Origin of the sequence: Nocardioides sp. NPDC092400 (genome assembly GCF_040684155.1) — a bacterium.
Taxonomy (GTDB): domain Bacteria; phylum Actinomycetota; class Actinomycetes; order Propionibacteriales; family Nocardioidaceae; genus Nocardioides.
Genome location: NZ_JBFBFJ010000009.1, coordinates 1 through 15,037, shown reverse-complemented (window position 1 = coordinate 15,037; position 15,037 = coordinate 1). Strand labels below are relative to the sequence as shown.

Annotated in this window: 12 protein-coding genes and 1 tRNA gene; 9 read left to right on the top strand and 4 right to left on the bottom strand. The window is 71.6% G+C overall.

The features are described 5' to 3' along the window. The first annotated feature begins 131 nt into the window (after nt 1-131). From AB0N29_RS19665 to AB0N29_RS19650, 4 genes are all read left to right on the top strand, one after another. Nucleotides 132-2,234, top strand: coding sequence for an AAA family ATPase (locus tag AB0N29_RS19665; protein WP_364869582.1), 2,103 nt, complete (start codon nt 132-134; stop codon nt 2,232-2,234). After that, nucleotides 2,227-3,945 carry a UvrD-helicase domain-containing protein gene (locus tag AB0N29_RS19660; protein ID WP_364869579.1) on the top strand — a complete coding sequence of 573 codons (1,719 nt, stop codon included), beginning with the start codon at nt 2,227-2,229 and terminating at the stop codon, nt 3,943-3,945. The genes AB0N29_RS19665 and AB0N29_RS19660 overlap by 8 nt, the downstream gene beginning before the upstream one ends. Nucleotides 3,946-4,077: 132 nt before the next feature. Beyond that, complete coding sequence (locus AB0N29_RS19655; protein WP_364869575.1) at nt 4,078-5,250, top strand: HEPN-associated N-terminal domain-containing protein; 1,173 nt, start codon at nt 4,078-4,080, stop codon at nt 5,248-5,250. A gap of 586 nt (nt 5,251-5,836) precedes the next feature. After that, nucleotides 5,837-5,909 (top strand) — tRNA-Lys (locus tag AB0N29_RS19650). Here the strand turns inward: AB0N29_RS19650 and AB0N29_RS19645 are convergent. The 3 genes from AB0N29_RS19645 to AB0N29_RS19635 form a co-directional block, all read right to left on the bottom strand. Next, complete coding sequence (locus AB0N29_RS19645; protein ID WP_364869745.1) at nt 5,871-6,260, bottom strand: helix-turn-helix transcriptional regulator; 390 nt, start codon at nt 6,258-6,260, stop codon at nt 5,871-5,873. The two genes, AB0N29_RS19650 and AB0N29_RS19645, sit on opposite strands and share 39 nt — an antisense overlap. Before the next feature lie 483 nt (nt 6,261-6,743). Beyond that, complete coding sequence (locus tag AB0N29_RS19640) at nt 6,744-8,549, bottom strand: thiamine pyrophosphate-requiring protein (RefSeq protein ID WP_364869573.1); 1,806 nt, start codon at nt 8,547-8,549, stop codon at nt 6,744-6,746. A gap of 305 nt (nt 8,550-8,854) precedes the next feature. Further along, complete coding sequence (locus AB0N29_RS19635; protein WP_364869570.1) at nt 8,855-9,067, bottom strand: hypothetical protein; 213 nt, start codon at nt 9,065-9,067, stop codon at nt 8,855-8,857. Between the two features lie 91 nt (nt 9,068-9,158). Between AB0N29_RS19635 and AB0N29_RS19630 the strand changes: the two genes are divergently transcribed. Both AB0N29_RS19630 and AB0N29_RS19625 read left to right on the top strand, forming a co-directional pair. Beyond that, complete coding sequence (locus tag AB0N29_RS19630) at nt 9,159-10,277, top strand: glycosyltransferase family 1 protein (protein WP_364869567.1); 1,119 nt, start codon at nt 9,159-9,161, stop codon at nt 10,275-10,277. Between the two features lies 1 nt (nt 10,278). Continuing rightward, nucleotides 10,279-11,394 carry a glycosyltransferase gene (locus AB0N29_RS19625; RefSeq protein ID WP_364869564.1) on the top strand — a complete coding sequence of 372 codons (1,116 nt, stop codon included), beginning with the start codon at nt 10,279-10,281 and terminating at the stop codon, nt 11,392-11,394. Here AB0N29_RS19625 and mptB read toward each other — a convergent pair. Continuing rightward, nucleotides 11,369-12,805 (bottom strand): polyprenol phosphomannose-dependent alpha 1,6 mannosyltransferase MptB, encoded by a 1,437-nt coding sequence (mptB, locus tag AB0N29_RS19620; protein ID WP_364869561.1) that lies wholly within the window; start codon nt 12,803-12,805, stop codon nt 11,369-11,371. The genes AB0N29_RS19625 and mptB overlap by 26 nt on opposite strands. Nucleotides 12,806-12,985: 180 nt before the next feature. Here mptB and AB0N29_RS19615 point away from each other — a divergent pair, with 180 nt between their 5' ends. The 3 genes from AB0N29_RS19615 to AB0N29_RS19605 form a co-directional block, all read left to right on the top strand. Continuing rightward, complete coding sequence (locus AB0N29_RS19615) at nt 12,986-13,807, top strand: SGNH/GDSL hydrolase family protein (protein WP_302268335.1); 822 nt, start codon at nt 12,986-12,988, stop codon at nt 13,805-13,807. Nucleotides 13,808-13,812: 5 nt separating this feature from the next. Then, nucleotides 13,813-14,598: a crotonase/enoyl-CoA hydratase family protein gene (locus AB0N29_RS19610; RefSeq protein ID WP_364869557.1), complete on the top strand. Its 786-nt coding sequence runs from the start codon at nt 13,813-13,815 to the stop codon at nt 14,596-14,598. Nucleotides 14,599-14,657: 59 nt separating this feature from the next. Beyond that, the coding region (locus AB0N29_RS19605) for a hypothetical protein (protein WP_364869554.1) at nt 14,658-15,037 on the top strand (380 nt) is incomplete at its 3' end.

The following is a 15,037-nucleotide window of genomic DNA, read 5'->3' as shown; positions in this document are numbered from 1 at the left end:
CCCGCCCACTAAGACGCACCTCCTTTGGCCGCGCGCCTCTTCGCCGACGAGTCGCGGATGAGGAAGTCTTTCTGCTCCCTGGACAGCTAACACGGCTTCCGTGGAATCAGCCGAGTAGAGAGACGTGAGCGGTGGGCTCAGCAGCCGAAGATAGTCGCCCCGACCCGATAGAGGCAGACAGGCCAGGCATCGACGTCTCTGCGATGTACCTGAAGGAACTCACGATCCAGGGGTTCCGATCATGCGCGGACGTGACGATCCCGCTATCGCCAGGTGTGACGTTGTTAGTCGGCGAGAACAACTCCGGCAAGTCCAATGTAATCGAGGCGCTTCGACTTGCCACAGCGCCGCTCAATGGGCGACGAACGCGCTACTTCGACCTCGACGACGTGGCACGCGGACACACCGGGCCCGTGAGGATAACCTCCAGATTCGCTGGGCTGACGACATTCCAGCGTGCGCACTTCATCGGAGCACTCGAGCTCGACACAAACGAAGCCGTGCACTGCACGATCTATCGTCCGCCGACCGACAGCATCTCCCGCGGGCGCGTGGACCATTTGGTTGGCGAGTCGGCGGCGCCTGATCCGGAGCCCGAAAAGCGCGAGCACATCAACCACGTGTACCTCACGCCCCTGCGCGACGCGCAACGTGAACTGGACTCGTACTCGGGGACAAGACTGGCCCGCCTCATCCAATACTTAGCGAGCCCGGAAGAGCAGGAAGACTTCGTCAGTACGGCCGCTAACTCAATGGAGGAGCTGGCAGGTCATCCGGTGGTGAGAGGCGTACAAGCGGCGATCCAGAGCCATCTGACGGGCCTGACCGCACCTGGGCGCGAGCAGTCCATGGACGCGGCGTACGACCCTCCCGAACTCGTACGACTCGCTAGGAACCTGCGTCTGAAGATGGCAGAGGCGGGCCTCAGCGTGGCAAACCTCAGCGAGTCTGGTCTGGGCTACGCCAACTTGCTGTTCATGGCGACGGTCATTCTCGAACTCCAAAAGTCCAAGGAGTCCGAGCTCACGCTTTTCCTCGTCGAGGAACCGGAAGCGCATCTCCATCCGCAACTGCAGGCTGTCCTACTGCAGTTCCTTGTCGATCAGGCCGCGGACTCCGCGAGTCGTGACGCCCTAGCCCCGGCTGGCCGGATTCAGGTGGTCGCTACAACCCACTCTCCCAACCTGGCCAGCGCCGTGGGGATTGAGGACATCGTCGTGCTGCGTCCTCGAACAGATGACACTGGCGGGAGAGCAACGGCCTCAACGAGCGTCATCCCGCTTGCTGCGCTGCCCCTGACGACCGATGAGAAGCGCAAAATCAACCAGTACCTCGACGCGAGTCGCTCGGAGCTCCTCTTTGCGCGGCGCGCCGTCCTCGTCGAGGGCATCGCCGAAGCCGTCCTGCTTCCGGTTCTGGCCCGCGAGTGCATCTACGCCGGCAGTTCGGAGGGCGACATCGCCGCACGGCGCGCGTTCGCCGGCGTCTCCCTCATCACCGTTGGGTCGGTGGACTTCAAGCCCTACATGAAGCTCCTCCTATCGGCAGTCGATGGCCAGCGACTCGTCGACTCGCTTTGCGTGATCACAGACGCCGACCCAGCTCTGCCGAAGACCGAGACCTCGGCACCTGGGACCTCCGAATCGACACAGGAGGTCGACGGCGCGCCCGCCGAAGTTCACCGCGAGACCCGAGAGGCCGCGACACTCGTTGGACAAACGAAGGAACTAGTGGCAAGCACGGACTCGGAGGACGAGCCGTCCGGACAGGCGCCGGATGACAACGGCACGGGAGGCCGCGAGCGAGAAGAAGGTGACTTGCACGACGCGGACGACGGCGACCGCGATGAGGACGAGGAAACCGTCTACAACCGGTCGGCGGATCTCTGGGCCCTCGCGGAGGAGCTGGATGCGGCTGACGTCGTTCACATCGCCGAGGCACCCCACACGCTCGAGGCGGACCTGCTCGGGCCGGCCGAGGATAATCGGACACTCTTAGGCAAGGCCTATCTACGCCAGAAAACCCGATCGAGCAAGGCGTGGAAGGCGATCGCCGACGCTGATGACCCGCCACAGGCGTTCTACGAGAACCTCCGCGCGAACAAGCGCCTCATTAGCAAGGGCGAGTTCGCACACGACGTCGCCCAACTCATCGCTATCGGTGACCCGTTCGTTTGTCCGGAGTACCTCGAGAAGGCCATCACCTTCATTACAGCGCCCTCACCCCATGCCTAGCGCGACCTTCACTGACGCGCAGATGTCCCTGATTCGCGCGGAGACGGCAACGTACGTCGAGGCCTGCCCTGGCGCTGGCAAGACCCACACCATCGTCCAGCGATTCATCGATCGACCGCTGGAGCATCCGCGCAAAGGCATCGGGCTGATTTCGTTCACGAACGCCGCAATAGATGAAGCTCGGGGACGATGCACTTCCGATCCCACTCTGATGGAAGCGCCGAACTTCATCGGAACCATCGACGGCTTCATCAATCGCTACTTGGTTGGACCTACCTTCCTCGCCCGCCGCGGCATCGCCCCCCGGTTCTACGAGTCCTGGTCAGCGGTGCCCCACAGCCGGGTAAAGGTGAACGGCGTGCCCTTCATCGCCAGCCTCGACTGGTTCGCGATCCGCGATGGCGCGGCGAACCTCGTTTCGGGACGAGTCCCGATCGAACGCCGCAGGGCGGCCGATGGTCTCGCGGCGGAGAGCCGAGCAAGGCTCGAGGTTGAAGCGATGAAGATCTGGAACCGGTTCGTGGACCGCGGAACGTTGAGCTCCTCGGCTGCCAGGGTCGCGCTGCGGTCTTACCTCGCCGACCCCGAGCGCCGTCAACAGTTGGGCACGCTGCTCTCCGACAGGTTTGTGGAAGTCATCATCGACGAGGTCCAGGACTGCAGTGCAGACGACACACTCGTTCTCAACTTCCTTCACGAGTTCGGCGTGACGATTATTGCCGTCGGTGACCCGGACCAGTCCATTTACTCGTTCCGTTCTGACGCACCGACAGACATCACGACTTTTCTGGGCAAGCTGGCATCCGGAGAGCGTCTCAACGGGAACTTCCGGTCTTCGCCTGCGATCTGCGCAGCCGTCGATAGCCTCCGTGCAGGATTTCAACGCGACGACCCCATTGGCCGCCACGTCGACGTCAATTCTCCTGTGGTTCTCCTGCCGTACCGTCGTCGTCAGAGCCTCCCACAGTTGCTCACCAGCATCATCGACGCGCACGAGATCCCCCACAGCGACCTCATCGTTCTCGCTCACAGCGCCGACCACGCACGTATTGCCGCCGGCGCCCCTAGCAGCGGACCAGAATCGACCAGCAAGCTCGTGATGCTCGCGAGAGCGCACCACGTGATCGGCGACCACCACCGGTCCGGACCCGAACGCGTCGCGGCGATGCGCTCGCTCGAGCGGACGATCCGAGAACTCGGCGTCTCCGACGTCGTCGAGTTAGATCACCCTGATTACCTTGACGCCTGCGGACTCTCGGAGCGAACGTTCCGGGAGGCTTGCCTACGCATAGCCGCGACATTGCCCCGGCCGTTCGAGATGAAGCCGTCGGAGTTCCGAGCGGGTCTTGCAGCGCTCGCTGAATCCCAGGCGCACTTGCACTGGACGCCTCAGCCACTCAGATCCCCGGCAGGCGACACCTGGCCGAGTCCGCCCACCGTCCAAGCGGAGGCAGCCCCGCTGTCACACTCGACGATCCATGGCCTAAAGGGGCGCCAATCGCCAGCGGTAGCTCTCGTCATACCCGAAAGCCGAGCTGGAGGCGACGGCGTCCAGCAATGGTGCGAGGGGCTCGGCGGGGAGGAGCGACGCGTGCTGTACGTCGGGGCGTCGCGGGCCGAGCGTCTGCTCATTGTGGCAGCCCACGAAACGGTCTTCGACGCTGTGAAAAGGCAACTGGAGAGTGACGGAGTCCCGACGGTCTCTGGGTGACGGTCATGCCGATCTGAAGTAGATCCCGGAGGCCCAACTCCAATGCCCTACGCGCTCCGTAGGGCATACAGCTCTCTCTTGGGAAGCGAGCCAAACGTTGCCCAGCGCCGGAGGAACGGGTTCGATGGCGCAATGGGAGCCGCCAAGCGATATATGGAGCTGATCGAGTCCCGGGGTTGGAGCGATCTCGAAACAACCATCTGCAGCGGGTGCGTCGTCGAAAAGGCCCTCGTTTCTGCCGTTCGGGCCCATGGCGGGTCTGATCGATGCGACTACTGCGAGGAACGGCCGGTCGCTCCTGAGGGCAGCGCTCCCATCGAACTGGTGCTTGAGCTGGTGGTGGACGGTCTAAAACTCGACTACGAGGACCCTGTGGAGGGCATGGCATGGGATGGCGGCTACGTCGGTGTCGTTCACGACACCAGGGACCTCCTATGGGATCTGGAGATTACTGAGCGAGAAGACGTGCACCAGGCACTTCACAGCGCCATCGTCACCGACCAGTGGTGCCAGCGTGACCCATACGCAGCCACCCCCGCTCAAGCGCTGACGTGGGGATGGGAGGCGTTCCGCAGGATCGTGAAGCACCAGCGACGTTTCACCTTCCTCACAACGGACCACTCGACGGCAGACGGCGCCGGCACGATCCCCATGCACGCAATGCCGTCAGCCATCGCGCACGCGGTAGCGGAGGCTGGCCTCGTGACGGAGCTTCCCATCGGCTCGGAGTGGTGGCGTATCCGACCGCACCCCAACACCGAGAGCTATTCGTCTGCGGCCGACCTAGGCACCCCGCCTGACGCAGTGGCGCGGGACAACCGAATGACGGCGAAGGGGATCGGCGCCTTTTATGGTGCGTCCACCGCCGCAGGCGCAAGAGCCGAGGTCGCTGGCTACGCCGATCCAACCTTCGACGGCAGCATCGGAAAGTTCGTCACGACCACATCCCTGACCGTGGTCGACCTGCGTGACCTGCCCGACTATCCGTCGCTGTTTGACCCCGATCTGCGGCATCTCCGCGCCCCGATCGAGTTCCTGTACGGCTTCGTCCAGGACGCGACAGAGGTGGCGGATCCGACCGACAAGCAGAATCTTGATTACGTGCCTACCCAGGTCGTGGCCGAGACCTTCCGCTTCGACCTGCCGGTCGATGGCGTGCTGTGGCGCTCTTCCAAGGACCCCTCCGTGACCTCTTGCGTGCTATTCATACCGAGCACGGAAGTGGCCGAACTTGGAAGCGCGACGGAGCGCACCCGACTGCTGCTGGACCCATCCAGTGTCGGCTACATCTACTCGCCGCTCTAGTGCTCGCGATCCGCGCCCCTCCCGTTATACCGCCGCATATGTATGTGTGGAACTGCGGGAGTTCGTACGGCTTGCCGTGTTTGCAAGGCGCCGACGAATGCCCATGCACATGAACCTTGCACCAGGTCGCGGTTAGGTCAGTCGGCGCTGCGGACCAGGACGGACTCGCGGCAGCGTCAGGCGCCTCCGCGCCCGAGCGACTATCGGCCCTGTGCCGGCTCGTGCGAGGGCGTCGGCTGAAGAGACGCCGACCATGCTGGCCCGACGTCGACCGCTCGGCGTTGGATCCACAGTGTCTTGCGAGTCAGTCCAAGCCAGCAACCTTGGGAGGTCGACTCCCACCCGGGCACGCGACGAGCGCGGACCGCAGTTCTACTCGCCGTGCCCCCAGTCCCTAGCTCAGCTCGTCGGTCGCCGCGCGCTCACCACTCGGATGGCAAGGACTAACTACATTGCTGTTGTCCGGAGGGTAGTCCCGTGGGTGGTTGGCGTTCCCAGCGGCCGGGGGCACGGTCGGGTGCATGATCTTCGCCGGACCACTGCTAACTTCTCCCGGGAGTTAATCGGGTGAAAGTCCCCATCTCCCGGGCCTCTAGCTCAATTGGCAGAGCAGGAGACTTTTAATCTCTTGGTTGTGGGTTCGAGTCCCACGGGGCCCACGCCTCCGGAGCTCCCGCGCTGCCGGCGACCCGCCAGGCGCCCGGAGCGTCCGGCGCCGAGAGGTGGGTCATCGCCCAGGCGACAGCCTCCGCGCGCCGGCCGACGCCGATCTTGCGGTAGGCGGTGCGGATGTAGGTCTTGACGGTGTTGATGCTGACGAACAGCGCGGCGGCGATCTCCTCGTTCGAGCGCCCGGCCGCCACGCCCCGGAGCACGTCGACCTCCCGCACGCTGAGGGAGATCGCGCACCGGTCCGGGCCGTCGGCCCGCAGCGGCTCGGGCACCGCCGGTCGGGCGAGCTGGGAGGCGCGCCGGATCCGGTGGACGATGGTCGGGCCGTCGACGCTCATCGGCAGCGCAGGCACGGTCGTCGACGACGGCCGACCGCGGCCGGGAGTCGGTGAGGCGCCGTGCTCGGGCCGCACCAGCACCAGCGCGGGACGATCGCCCGCGACGGCCGCCCGGGCGGCAGTGCTGCCGCCCGCGAGCAGCTCGGAGTCGACGAGCAGCACGTCGTCCCCCCACCGGAGCGGCCCGTCGAGACCGCCGCCGAGGTCGTGAACGCTGATGCCCCAGTCGTACGCCGCGACGAGGCCGGCGACGCCGTGCACGACGATCGCGTGGGGACTGAGGACACCGACGCTGATCGTGCAGGTCGAGGACGTCGAGCTCGTGGTGGTCATGACGATCCGTCCTGCCGACCCGCGGCACGCGGGTACCCACCAGCCGCTGCTCAGCCCGAAGACCAGCCTAGACCACTTCGGGCGGCCGGCGGCCGCCGTCCATCCCGTGGCACGCCGCGACCACGGGCCACCGGCCACCGACCACCGGGGTCAGTCGCCCGCCCCACCCTCCTGCTCCGCCTGCCGGTCCAGCAGCGCCCGAGCGCGCTCGCCGCCGTCCTCCTGCGCCAGCGCCCGGCGGAAGCTCTCGAGCTTCTGCTCCCCTCCGGGGAACGGCGGCAGGAGCGGGACGTCGGGATCGACGACGGCCTCGATCAGCACCGGCCGGTCGGCGGCCAGCGCGCGGTCCCAGGCGTCGTCGACCTCCTCGGGCCGTTCCACGCGGATGCCGGTCAGGCCGAGGAGCTCGGCGTACCCGGCGTAGGGGAAGTCCGGCAGTGACTGGCTGACGTCGTACCGCGGGTCGCCCTCGGTCTCCCGCTGCTCCCACGTGACCTCGGCGAGGTCGCCGTTGTTCAGGACGAGGACGACGAAGCGCGGGTCGGCCCAGTCGCGCCAGCGGGAGGCGACGGTGACCAGCTCGGCGATGCCGTTCATCTGCATCGCACCGTCACCGACGAGCGCGACGACGGGCCGGTCGGGCGACTCCAGCTTGGCGGCGATGCCGTACGGCAGCCCGGAGCCCATCGAGGCGAGCGTCGAGGACAGGTGCGCCGGCACCCCGGGCGGCAGGGTGAGGTGCCGGGCGTACCAGTAGACGACCGACCCCACGTCCACGCTCACCTGGGCGTCGGCCGGCAGCCGCGGCGTCAGGGCGCGTACGACGCGCTCCGGGCTGAGCGGGTCGGCACCGGCACCGACGTCGCCCTCGGCACGCTCCCGGGCGATCCGGTGCCACCGCTCGACCTGCTCGACCACCTGGTCGCGCCAGGAGGTGTCCGTGCGCTCCTCGAGCAGCGGCAGCAGCGCGGTGAGCGTCTCGGCGGCGTCGCCGACCAGCCCCACCTCGACCGGGTAGCGGTTGCCGACGTGCCGGCCGTCGAGGTCGACCTGCACGCCGCGGGCCTGGCCGGGTGCGGGGTAGAACTCGGTCCACGGGTCGTTGGTGCCGACCATCAGCAGCGTGTCGCACTGGTCGAGCAGCCAGCCCGAGGCGGTGGTGCCGAGGTGGCCCATCACGCCGCAGCTGGTCGGGAGCGTCTCGTCCCACCACGGCTTGCCGAGCAGGCTGGTCGTCACCCCGGCACCGAGCCGCTCGGCGACCGCGCGGACCACGTCGCCGGCGTCGCGGGCACCCTGCCCGACCAGCAGCGCGACGCGACGCCCGGCGTTGAGCACCGCGGCGGCCTCGGCGAGGTCGTCGTCGGCGGGGACCACCCGCGGGGGCCGCCACTGCGGGACGGTCGGCACGACACCGTGCTCGTGGGACGGCTCGTCGGGGGCCGGCTGCACCTGGACGTCGTGCGGCAGCACCACCACGCAGGGCGACCGGGTCGCCAGCGCGGTGCGGAAGGCGCGGTCGACCACCATCGCGGCCTGCTCGGGGTCGAGCACGGTGGCGACGTACTGCGCCGAGACGTCCTTGAACAGCGAGGTCAGGTCGATCTCCTGCTGGTACTCCGACCCCAGCGCGGTGGTGGCCTGCTGGCCCACGATCGCGACCATCGGCTGGTGGTCGAGCTTGGCGTCGTAGAGCCCGTTGAGCAGGTGCACGGCTCCCGGCCCCTGGGTGCTGGTGACGACGCCGACGCCGCCGGTGTACTTCGCGTGGCCGACCGCCATCAGCGCGGCGTTCTCCTCGTGGCGCGCCTGCACGAACGCCGGGTCGCCGCCGGCCCGGCGCAGGGCGCCCATCAGCCCGTTGATGCCGTCACCGGAGTAGCCGAAGACGCGGTGCACGCCCCAGGCGCGCAGCCGCTCGACGACCAGGTCCGCGACCAGTCTCTGCTCCCCCACGGGGCCTCCTCGGGTTCGCCCGGTGGACCGCGGGCGGGAGCCGGTCAGGTACCCGGAAACACGACAGCCACCCGGACCAGGGCTTACCCGGCGGGTGGCTGTGTGCTGTGGCTCGCCGGCCCGACAGCCGCCTCTCGGCGGGTGGCCGCTCGTAGCGGCAAGGGGTGAGCCCGGGGGCATGGACCGGACCGGCTGAAGTGGTCAACGGGTCCATCCGGGCAGTCATTCCGGGCCGTCGGCGTGGCGTGCGCCACTGCTCCCGGGCCGGGCCCGCAACGGGCCCGGGCGGAGGTCAGGAGCGGGGGTCAGGAGCGCGGGTGGCCCTCCTCGCCGCTCTTCGCGGACTCCTCGGGGAACGACTCCCCGACCGGGTGGCCGCCGCCCGGGGAGCCCTGGGCGGGGTCGTAGTCGCCCGCGGCGGCGGCCCCGTCGGTCGTCGAGGACTCCTGGGCCGCCTCGGCGGCGTCGTCCAGGTGGCCGGTCTGCTTCTGGGAGGACTCGTCAGGCTGGTTCGTCATGCCGGGCCGGTACCCGACGGTTCGCCCGGCACGCAGGAGACGCTCATGCCGGGGACACGCAGGGTTCACCGGCCACCGCCACGGTCGGAGCATGCGCGTCGCGATCGTGACCGAGTCCTTCCTCCCGCAGGTCAACGGCGTCGCCGGCACGGTGCGCCACGTGGTCGACCGGCTCACCGCGACCGGCCACCAGGCGCTCGTGGTGGCGCCGGGCGCCGGCCCCGCGGCGTACGGCGGCGCGGAGGTGGTGCGGGTGCGGTCGCTCGCGCTGCCCGGCTACCGGTCCTTCCCCCTCGGCCTGCCCGACCCGGCGGTGCACCAGGCGCTCGAGCGGTTCCGGCCCGACGTGGTGCACCTGGCCTCGCCGGTCGCGCTGGGCGCGGTCGGCCTGCGCGCCGCGCGCCGGCTGGGCGTGCCGACGGTGGCGGTCTTCCAGACCGACGTGTCGGGGTTCGCGCGGCAGTACGGCCTGCGCGCCGAGCACCTCATCGACCGCTGGGTCGCCCACCTGCACCGGCGCGCGGACCGCACGCTCGTGCCCTCGACGTCCTCCTGGGACCAGCTCGCGGCGCTCGACGTGCCGGACCTGCACCTGTGGCGCCGCGGCGTCGCCCTCGATCTGTTCGACCCCGCGCACCGCGACACGGCGCTGCGCGCCGCCTGGACGGGAGGCGAGCAGCGGACGGTCGTCGGGTACGTCGGCCGGCTGGCCCAGGAGAAGCGGGTACGCCGGCTGGCCGAGCTCGCCGACGTGCCGGGGATCCACCTCGTCGTGGTCGGCGACGGCCCCGAGCGCGGCTGGCTGGCCGACCGGCTGCCGCACGCGACGTTCACCGGCATGCTGAGCGGGCCCGAGCTCGCGCGGGCGTTCGCCTCGCTCGACGTCTTCGTCCACACCGGCGAGGCGGAGACGTTCTGCCAGACCGTCCAGGAGGCGCAGGCCAGCGGTGTCGCCGTGGTGGCCCCGGCCGCCGGCGGGCCGCTGGACCTGGTGGTGCCCGGGAGCACCGGCTGCCTCTACGACGTCACCGACCCCGGTGCGCTGCGCCGCTCGGTCGCGGGCCTCGTGGCCGACCCGCTCGCCCGCGCCCGGATGGCCCGCGGCGGCCACGAGGCCGTGGGAGGGCGCAGCTGGGCACGCGTGGTCGACGAGCTGGTCGGGCACTACGCGGCTGTGGTCGGCGCCCTCCCCGACCGGCTCGCGGCCTGAGGTGCGGGTCGCACAGCTGGCCAACTTCGTCGGCCCCACGTCGGGCGGGATGAAGACGACGCTCGAGGCGCTCGGCCGGGGGTACGTCGCCGGCGGGGTCGCCCGGCTGCTGGTCGTCCCCGGGCCGGAGGACCGCGTGCTCGAGACCCCCGCCGGCGACGTCGTGCAGCTGCGCGCGCCGCGGGTCGGCGGCGGCTACCGGCTGATCGTCGAGCCGTGGCGGGTGGTGGACGCGCTGCGGCGGTTCGCCCCGACGTCGCTGGAGGTCTCCGACAAGTCCACGCTGCTGCCGGTCACCCGGTGGGCGCGGCGGGAGGGCGTGGCCTCGGTGCTGTTCTCCCACGAGCGGCTCGACGCGATGCTCTCGCTCCGCACCGGCCTGCCCGTGCGCGCGACCCCGTGGAACCGCACCCTCGTGCGCCACCACGACCGCGTGGTCGTGACCTCGCGCTACGCCCGCGACGAGCTGCGCGCGGTGGCCAACCTGGCCGCCACCCCGCTGCACCGGGTGCCGCTCGGGGTCGACCTGGCGACGTTCACTCCGGGTGCGGGTCCTGGTCCGGGGCCGCGCGCGGGCGGGCCGCTGCGGCTGGCGCACGCGGGCCGGCTCTCGCGCGAGAAGAGCCCGCACCTGGCGGTCGCGACCGCCCTCGCGCTGCACCGGCGCGGCGTACCCCTCCGGCTGGACGTGTACGGCGACGGCCCCCAGCGCGGCGAGCTCGAGCGGATGGCCGACGGGGCGCCGGTGCGGTTCCACGGCCACCTCGCCGGTCGGGACCGGCTGGCGGCCCGGCTGGCCGAGGCGGACGTCGCGCTGTCGGTGTGCCCGGGCGAGACGTTCGGGCTGTCGGTGCTGGAGGCGTTGGCCTGCGGCACCCCGGTGGTGACCGCCGACGAGGGCGGGGCCCGCGAGCTGGTCGACGAGTGGTCCGGTGCCTGGGCGACGGCGGAGCCGGAGGCACTGGCCGACGCCGTGCTCCGCGTGCTCGCCCGCGACCCCGAGGGCCGACGGGCAGCCGCCCGGCGGCGGGCGGAGCGGTTCCCGTGGACGCGGACGGTCGAGGAGATGCTCGCCCTCCACGACCTCGGGCTCAGCCGGGCTGCGACACCGGCGTAGGACGCTCGGCCGCTCCGCGTGCGGCCGTCTCGAGCGCCCGGCGGTGGCCCACCGCCTGTGCGACCGCGACACCGAGGACCAGCACCACGGCGACCGCGATGTCGGTGCCCCGGGCGCGCAGCGTGGAGTCGAGCGGCGCGACGAGCCCGGCGAGGCCGACGAAGCCGACCAGCGCCGCCTCCGCCCGCGCCCCCAGCCGGGTGGCGGCGAGGAACGGCAGCGCCCACAGCGCGTACCAGTGGTGGACCACCGGCCCGAGGACCACCGTCGCCAGCGCGACCAGGCCGGTGACCGCGACCGCGGTGCTCGCCCGGCCGGTCGGCGCCCGCATCGCGCAGACCGCGGCGACGGCGAGCGCGAGGACCGTGCCCGACAGGCGCAGCACCTCGACCGGCGAGGGCCCCGGCAGGCCGGCGAGCTGCTGGAGCCAGGAGAGCAGCTCTCCGACCTGCGTGGTCACCGACAGCGGGGAGCGGACCACCCCGGGGACGCCCAGCGCGTGCACCCACCCGACGCCCAGCCCGGTCACCAGGCCGATCACGACGAGCACCCCGCCGGAGACGCCCGCCACCGCGACGAGGCGGCGGACCCGGTCGGCGGGGCCGGCGGCCGCCGGCAGCGCGACCAGGGCGACCGCGACGCAGACCAGGCCCCCGGGCAGCTTCACCGCTGCCGCGGCCCCGCCGAGGGCCGCGCCGAGGACCCAGTGCCGCTCGACCGCCACGGCGAGCGCCGCGGCCATCAGGCCGACCATCAGGAGGTCGTTGTGGAGCCCGGCGACTCCGTGCGCCAGCACCAGCGGGCTCGGCAGGACCAGCGCCGCGGCGTACGCCGGGTCGCGGCCGGCCGCCGCCGCGAGGCGGGGCACCGCCCACGCCAGCAGCGCCAGGCCCGCCAGCGCGAGCAGGCGGTGCGCGACGACGAGGTCCCACGGCTCACGGGTGAAGCCTGCGGCGAAGGCGCCCCAGGCGAGCGGCAGCGGACCGTACGGCGTGGCCGTGTCCAGCCACATCGGGTCGACCGCCTCGACCACCTCGCCGCGCAGCACCCCGGGTCCGTGCTCGTACGGCGAGACGCCGATCCGCGCCATCACGCCCTGGGCCGCGTAGCTCCACCCGTCCCGGCTGAACATCGCCGGCGCCAGCAGCAGCGGCAACGACCAGCAGGCGGTCGCGCGGTGCACCAGCAGCATCCGTGCGGCGCCGGCCCCGCGGCGCACGTCGCGCAGCAGCTCGAGCCAGGCGTGCCCGCCGAGGCCCAGGCCGCCGATGACCAGGACCAGGCCGACCAGGCGGCCGGGGGTGTCGTGGCGCAGGGGGAGGTCGTCGAGGGGGCTCGAGACCGGCAGCACCGACACGACGAGACCGCCGAGCAGCACCAGGACGTAGCCGAGGACACCACGCGTCAGCACCCTGTCGACGCTAGGGACCGGGCGGCACCTCCCGGCGACCTCGCCGTGAACGCTCCCCGAACGCTCGTGCGCCGTCGGGCCGCCGTCACCGTCCGGTCGCCTCACCGCCACCTCCCGGCCGTCCGGGCGGGGTCTGGTGGGTGCGTGCGGGGTCGGTGGCTGGTCGGAGGCAGCGGTGCGGTGGTGCTCGGAGGCCTGCTCACGGGCCGCGGGGTCCTGCAGCGGCAGGCGGCGGCCGCCCGGCGGATCGTCGGCAAGCCGCTCGGCGAGGACGCCCACCGCGCGGACAAGGTGTGGAAGAAGACGTACGGCGACCCGCTGGACCTGCTCGTGCTCGGCGACTCGATCGCGGCCGGGCTCGGCGCGGACTCCCCCGGCGGCACCTTCGGCGCCCAGCTCGCCAAGCGGCTCGCCAAGGCCGCAAGCCGGTCGGTGCGGCTGCACACCGCCGCGGTGGTCGGGGCGGAGTCCTCGATGCTGCGCGCGCAGCTGGCCGGCCTGCCCGGCGGCTACCGCCCCGACGTCGCCGTGATCGTGGTCGGCGGCAACGACGTCACCCACCGGGTGCGGGTCTCGGAGTCGCGCCGGCACCTCGCCGAGGCGATCTCGACGCTCCGGGCGGCCGGCGTCCCGGTCGTCGTCGGCACCTGCCCAGACCTCGGGGCGCTCGGCGTGCTGCAGCAGCCGCTGCGCACCCTCGCCCGCGTCGCGTCGCGCCAGCTGGCCGCGGCCCAGCGCGACGTCGCCCTCGAGCAGGGCGCGCTCGCGGTCTCGCTGGCCGACGTGGTCGGTCCGTTCTTCGTCACCCGGCCCGACGAGATGTTCGCCGTCGACCGGTTCCACCCCTCGAGCGCGGGCTACAAGCGGACCGCGAAGGCCGTCCTGCCGAGCGTGCTGGTCGCCCTCTCGCTGGCCGACGAGCTGCCGCACGGCCACCACGCTCCCGCCGTGCCGCTGGGCGAGCCCGGCCGTGGACAGGCGTCCCCCGCCCCGGCAGGGTGAGCCGCATGAGCGAGACCGCCGGCACCGCCGAGCCCGTCGTCCTCGTCGAGGAGCGCGACCGCGTCCTCGTCGTGACCATCAACCGTCCCGCGGCGAGGAACGCCGTCAACGGCGCGGTCTCGGCCGCGGTCGCCGCGGCCATGGACCGGCTCGAGTCGCGCGACGACCTCTCGGTCGGCGTCATCACCGGAGCGGGCGGGACCTTCTGCGCCGGCATGGACCTCAAGGCGTTCCTCGGCGGCGAGGACGTGATGGCCGGCGGGCGCGGGCTCGCCGGGATCGCCACCCGGCCGCCGGCCAAGCCGCTGGTCGCCGCGGTCGAGGGCTGGGCCCTGGCCGGTGGGTGCGAGGTCGTCCTGGCCTGCGACGTGGTCGTCGCCTCGCGGGAGGCGAGGTTCGGCATCCCGGAGGTCAAGCGCGGACTGGTCGCCGGCGCCGGCGGGCTGGTCCGGCTGCCGCGGAAGATCCCGCAGAACGTCGCCCACGAGCTCGCGCTCACCGGCGACCCGATGACCGCGGAGCAGGCCGAGCGGTACGGCCTGGTCAACCGGCTCACCGAGCCCGGCGGTGCCCTGGACGCGGCCCTGGAGCTGGCCGGCCGGATGACCGCCAACGGCCCCCTCGCCATGGCCGCGACCAAGCGCATCCTCGCCGAGCAGGCCGACTGGGGCGCCCAGGACTTCTGGGACCAGCAGTCGGCGCTGATGGCCCCGGTCTTCGCCTCCGAGGACGCCCAGGAGGGCGCTCGGGCCTTCGCCGAGAAGCGGCCGCCCCAGTGGCGGAACCGCTGACCGGACCAGACCTGCCGAAGCGGCCCGTGACGAGCGGGTCCGCGCGTAGTTTGTGGGGCATGGCGCAGGAGAGTGAGCCCGCCGACCTGCTCGACCGGTGGCTGACCCACCGCGAGCAGGGCGGTGCCGCGCGCACGCCGGTCGCCGGCGCCGTCGACTCGGGGTCGGCGACCGACGTGGACGCGGAGGACCCGCTCTTCGACGAGTCCTTCGAGCCGGCACCGGAGGAGGTGGAGGCGCCGCTGTTCGAGGCCTCCGCACCGCAGCAGCTGCAGCTCGACTTCGAGCCGGTGATCATCCCCTCGGCCCGCCGCAGGCAGGAGCGGGCAGGGTCGCGCGGGGGGCGGCGGGGCGCCCCGGCGCGGCGGCGCCGCCCCCGGACCCGCCGCGGGCCGCGGGGGGCCCCCCCACCGCGCCCCCGCGGGGGGCCCCCCGAGCC

Coding starts and splice junctions, on each gene's coding strand:
- AB0N29_RS19645 (WP_364869745.1), bottom strand. CDS start 6,260: ATGAGCGTCGACGGCCCGACCATCGTCCACCGGATCCGGCGCGCCTCC.
- AB0N29_RS19610 (WP_364869557.1), top strand. CDS start 13,813: ATGAGCGAGACCGCCGGCACCGCCGAGCCCGTCGTCCTCGTCGAGGAG.
- AB0N29_RS19635 (WP_364869570.1), bottom strand. CDS start 9,067: ATGACGAACCAGCCTGACGAGTCCTCCCAGAAGCAGACCGGCCACCTG.
- AB0N29_RS19655 (WP_364869575.1), top strand. CDS start 4,078: ATGGGAGCCGCCAAGCGATATATGGAGCTGATCGAGTCCCGGGGTTGG.
- AB0N29_RS19660 (WP_364869579.1), top strand. CDS start 2,227: ATGCCTAGCGCGACCTTCACTGACGCGCAGATGTCCCTGATTCGCGCG.
- AB0N29_RS19630 (WP_364869567.1), top strand. CDS start 9,159: ATGCGCGTCGCGATCGTGACCGAGTCCTTCCTCCCGCAGGTCAACGGC.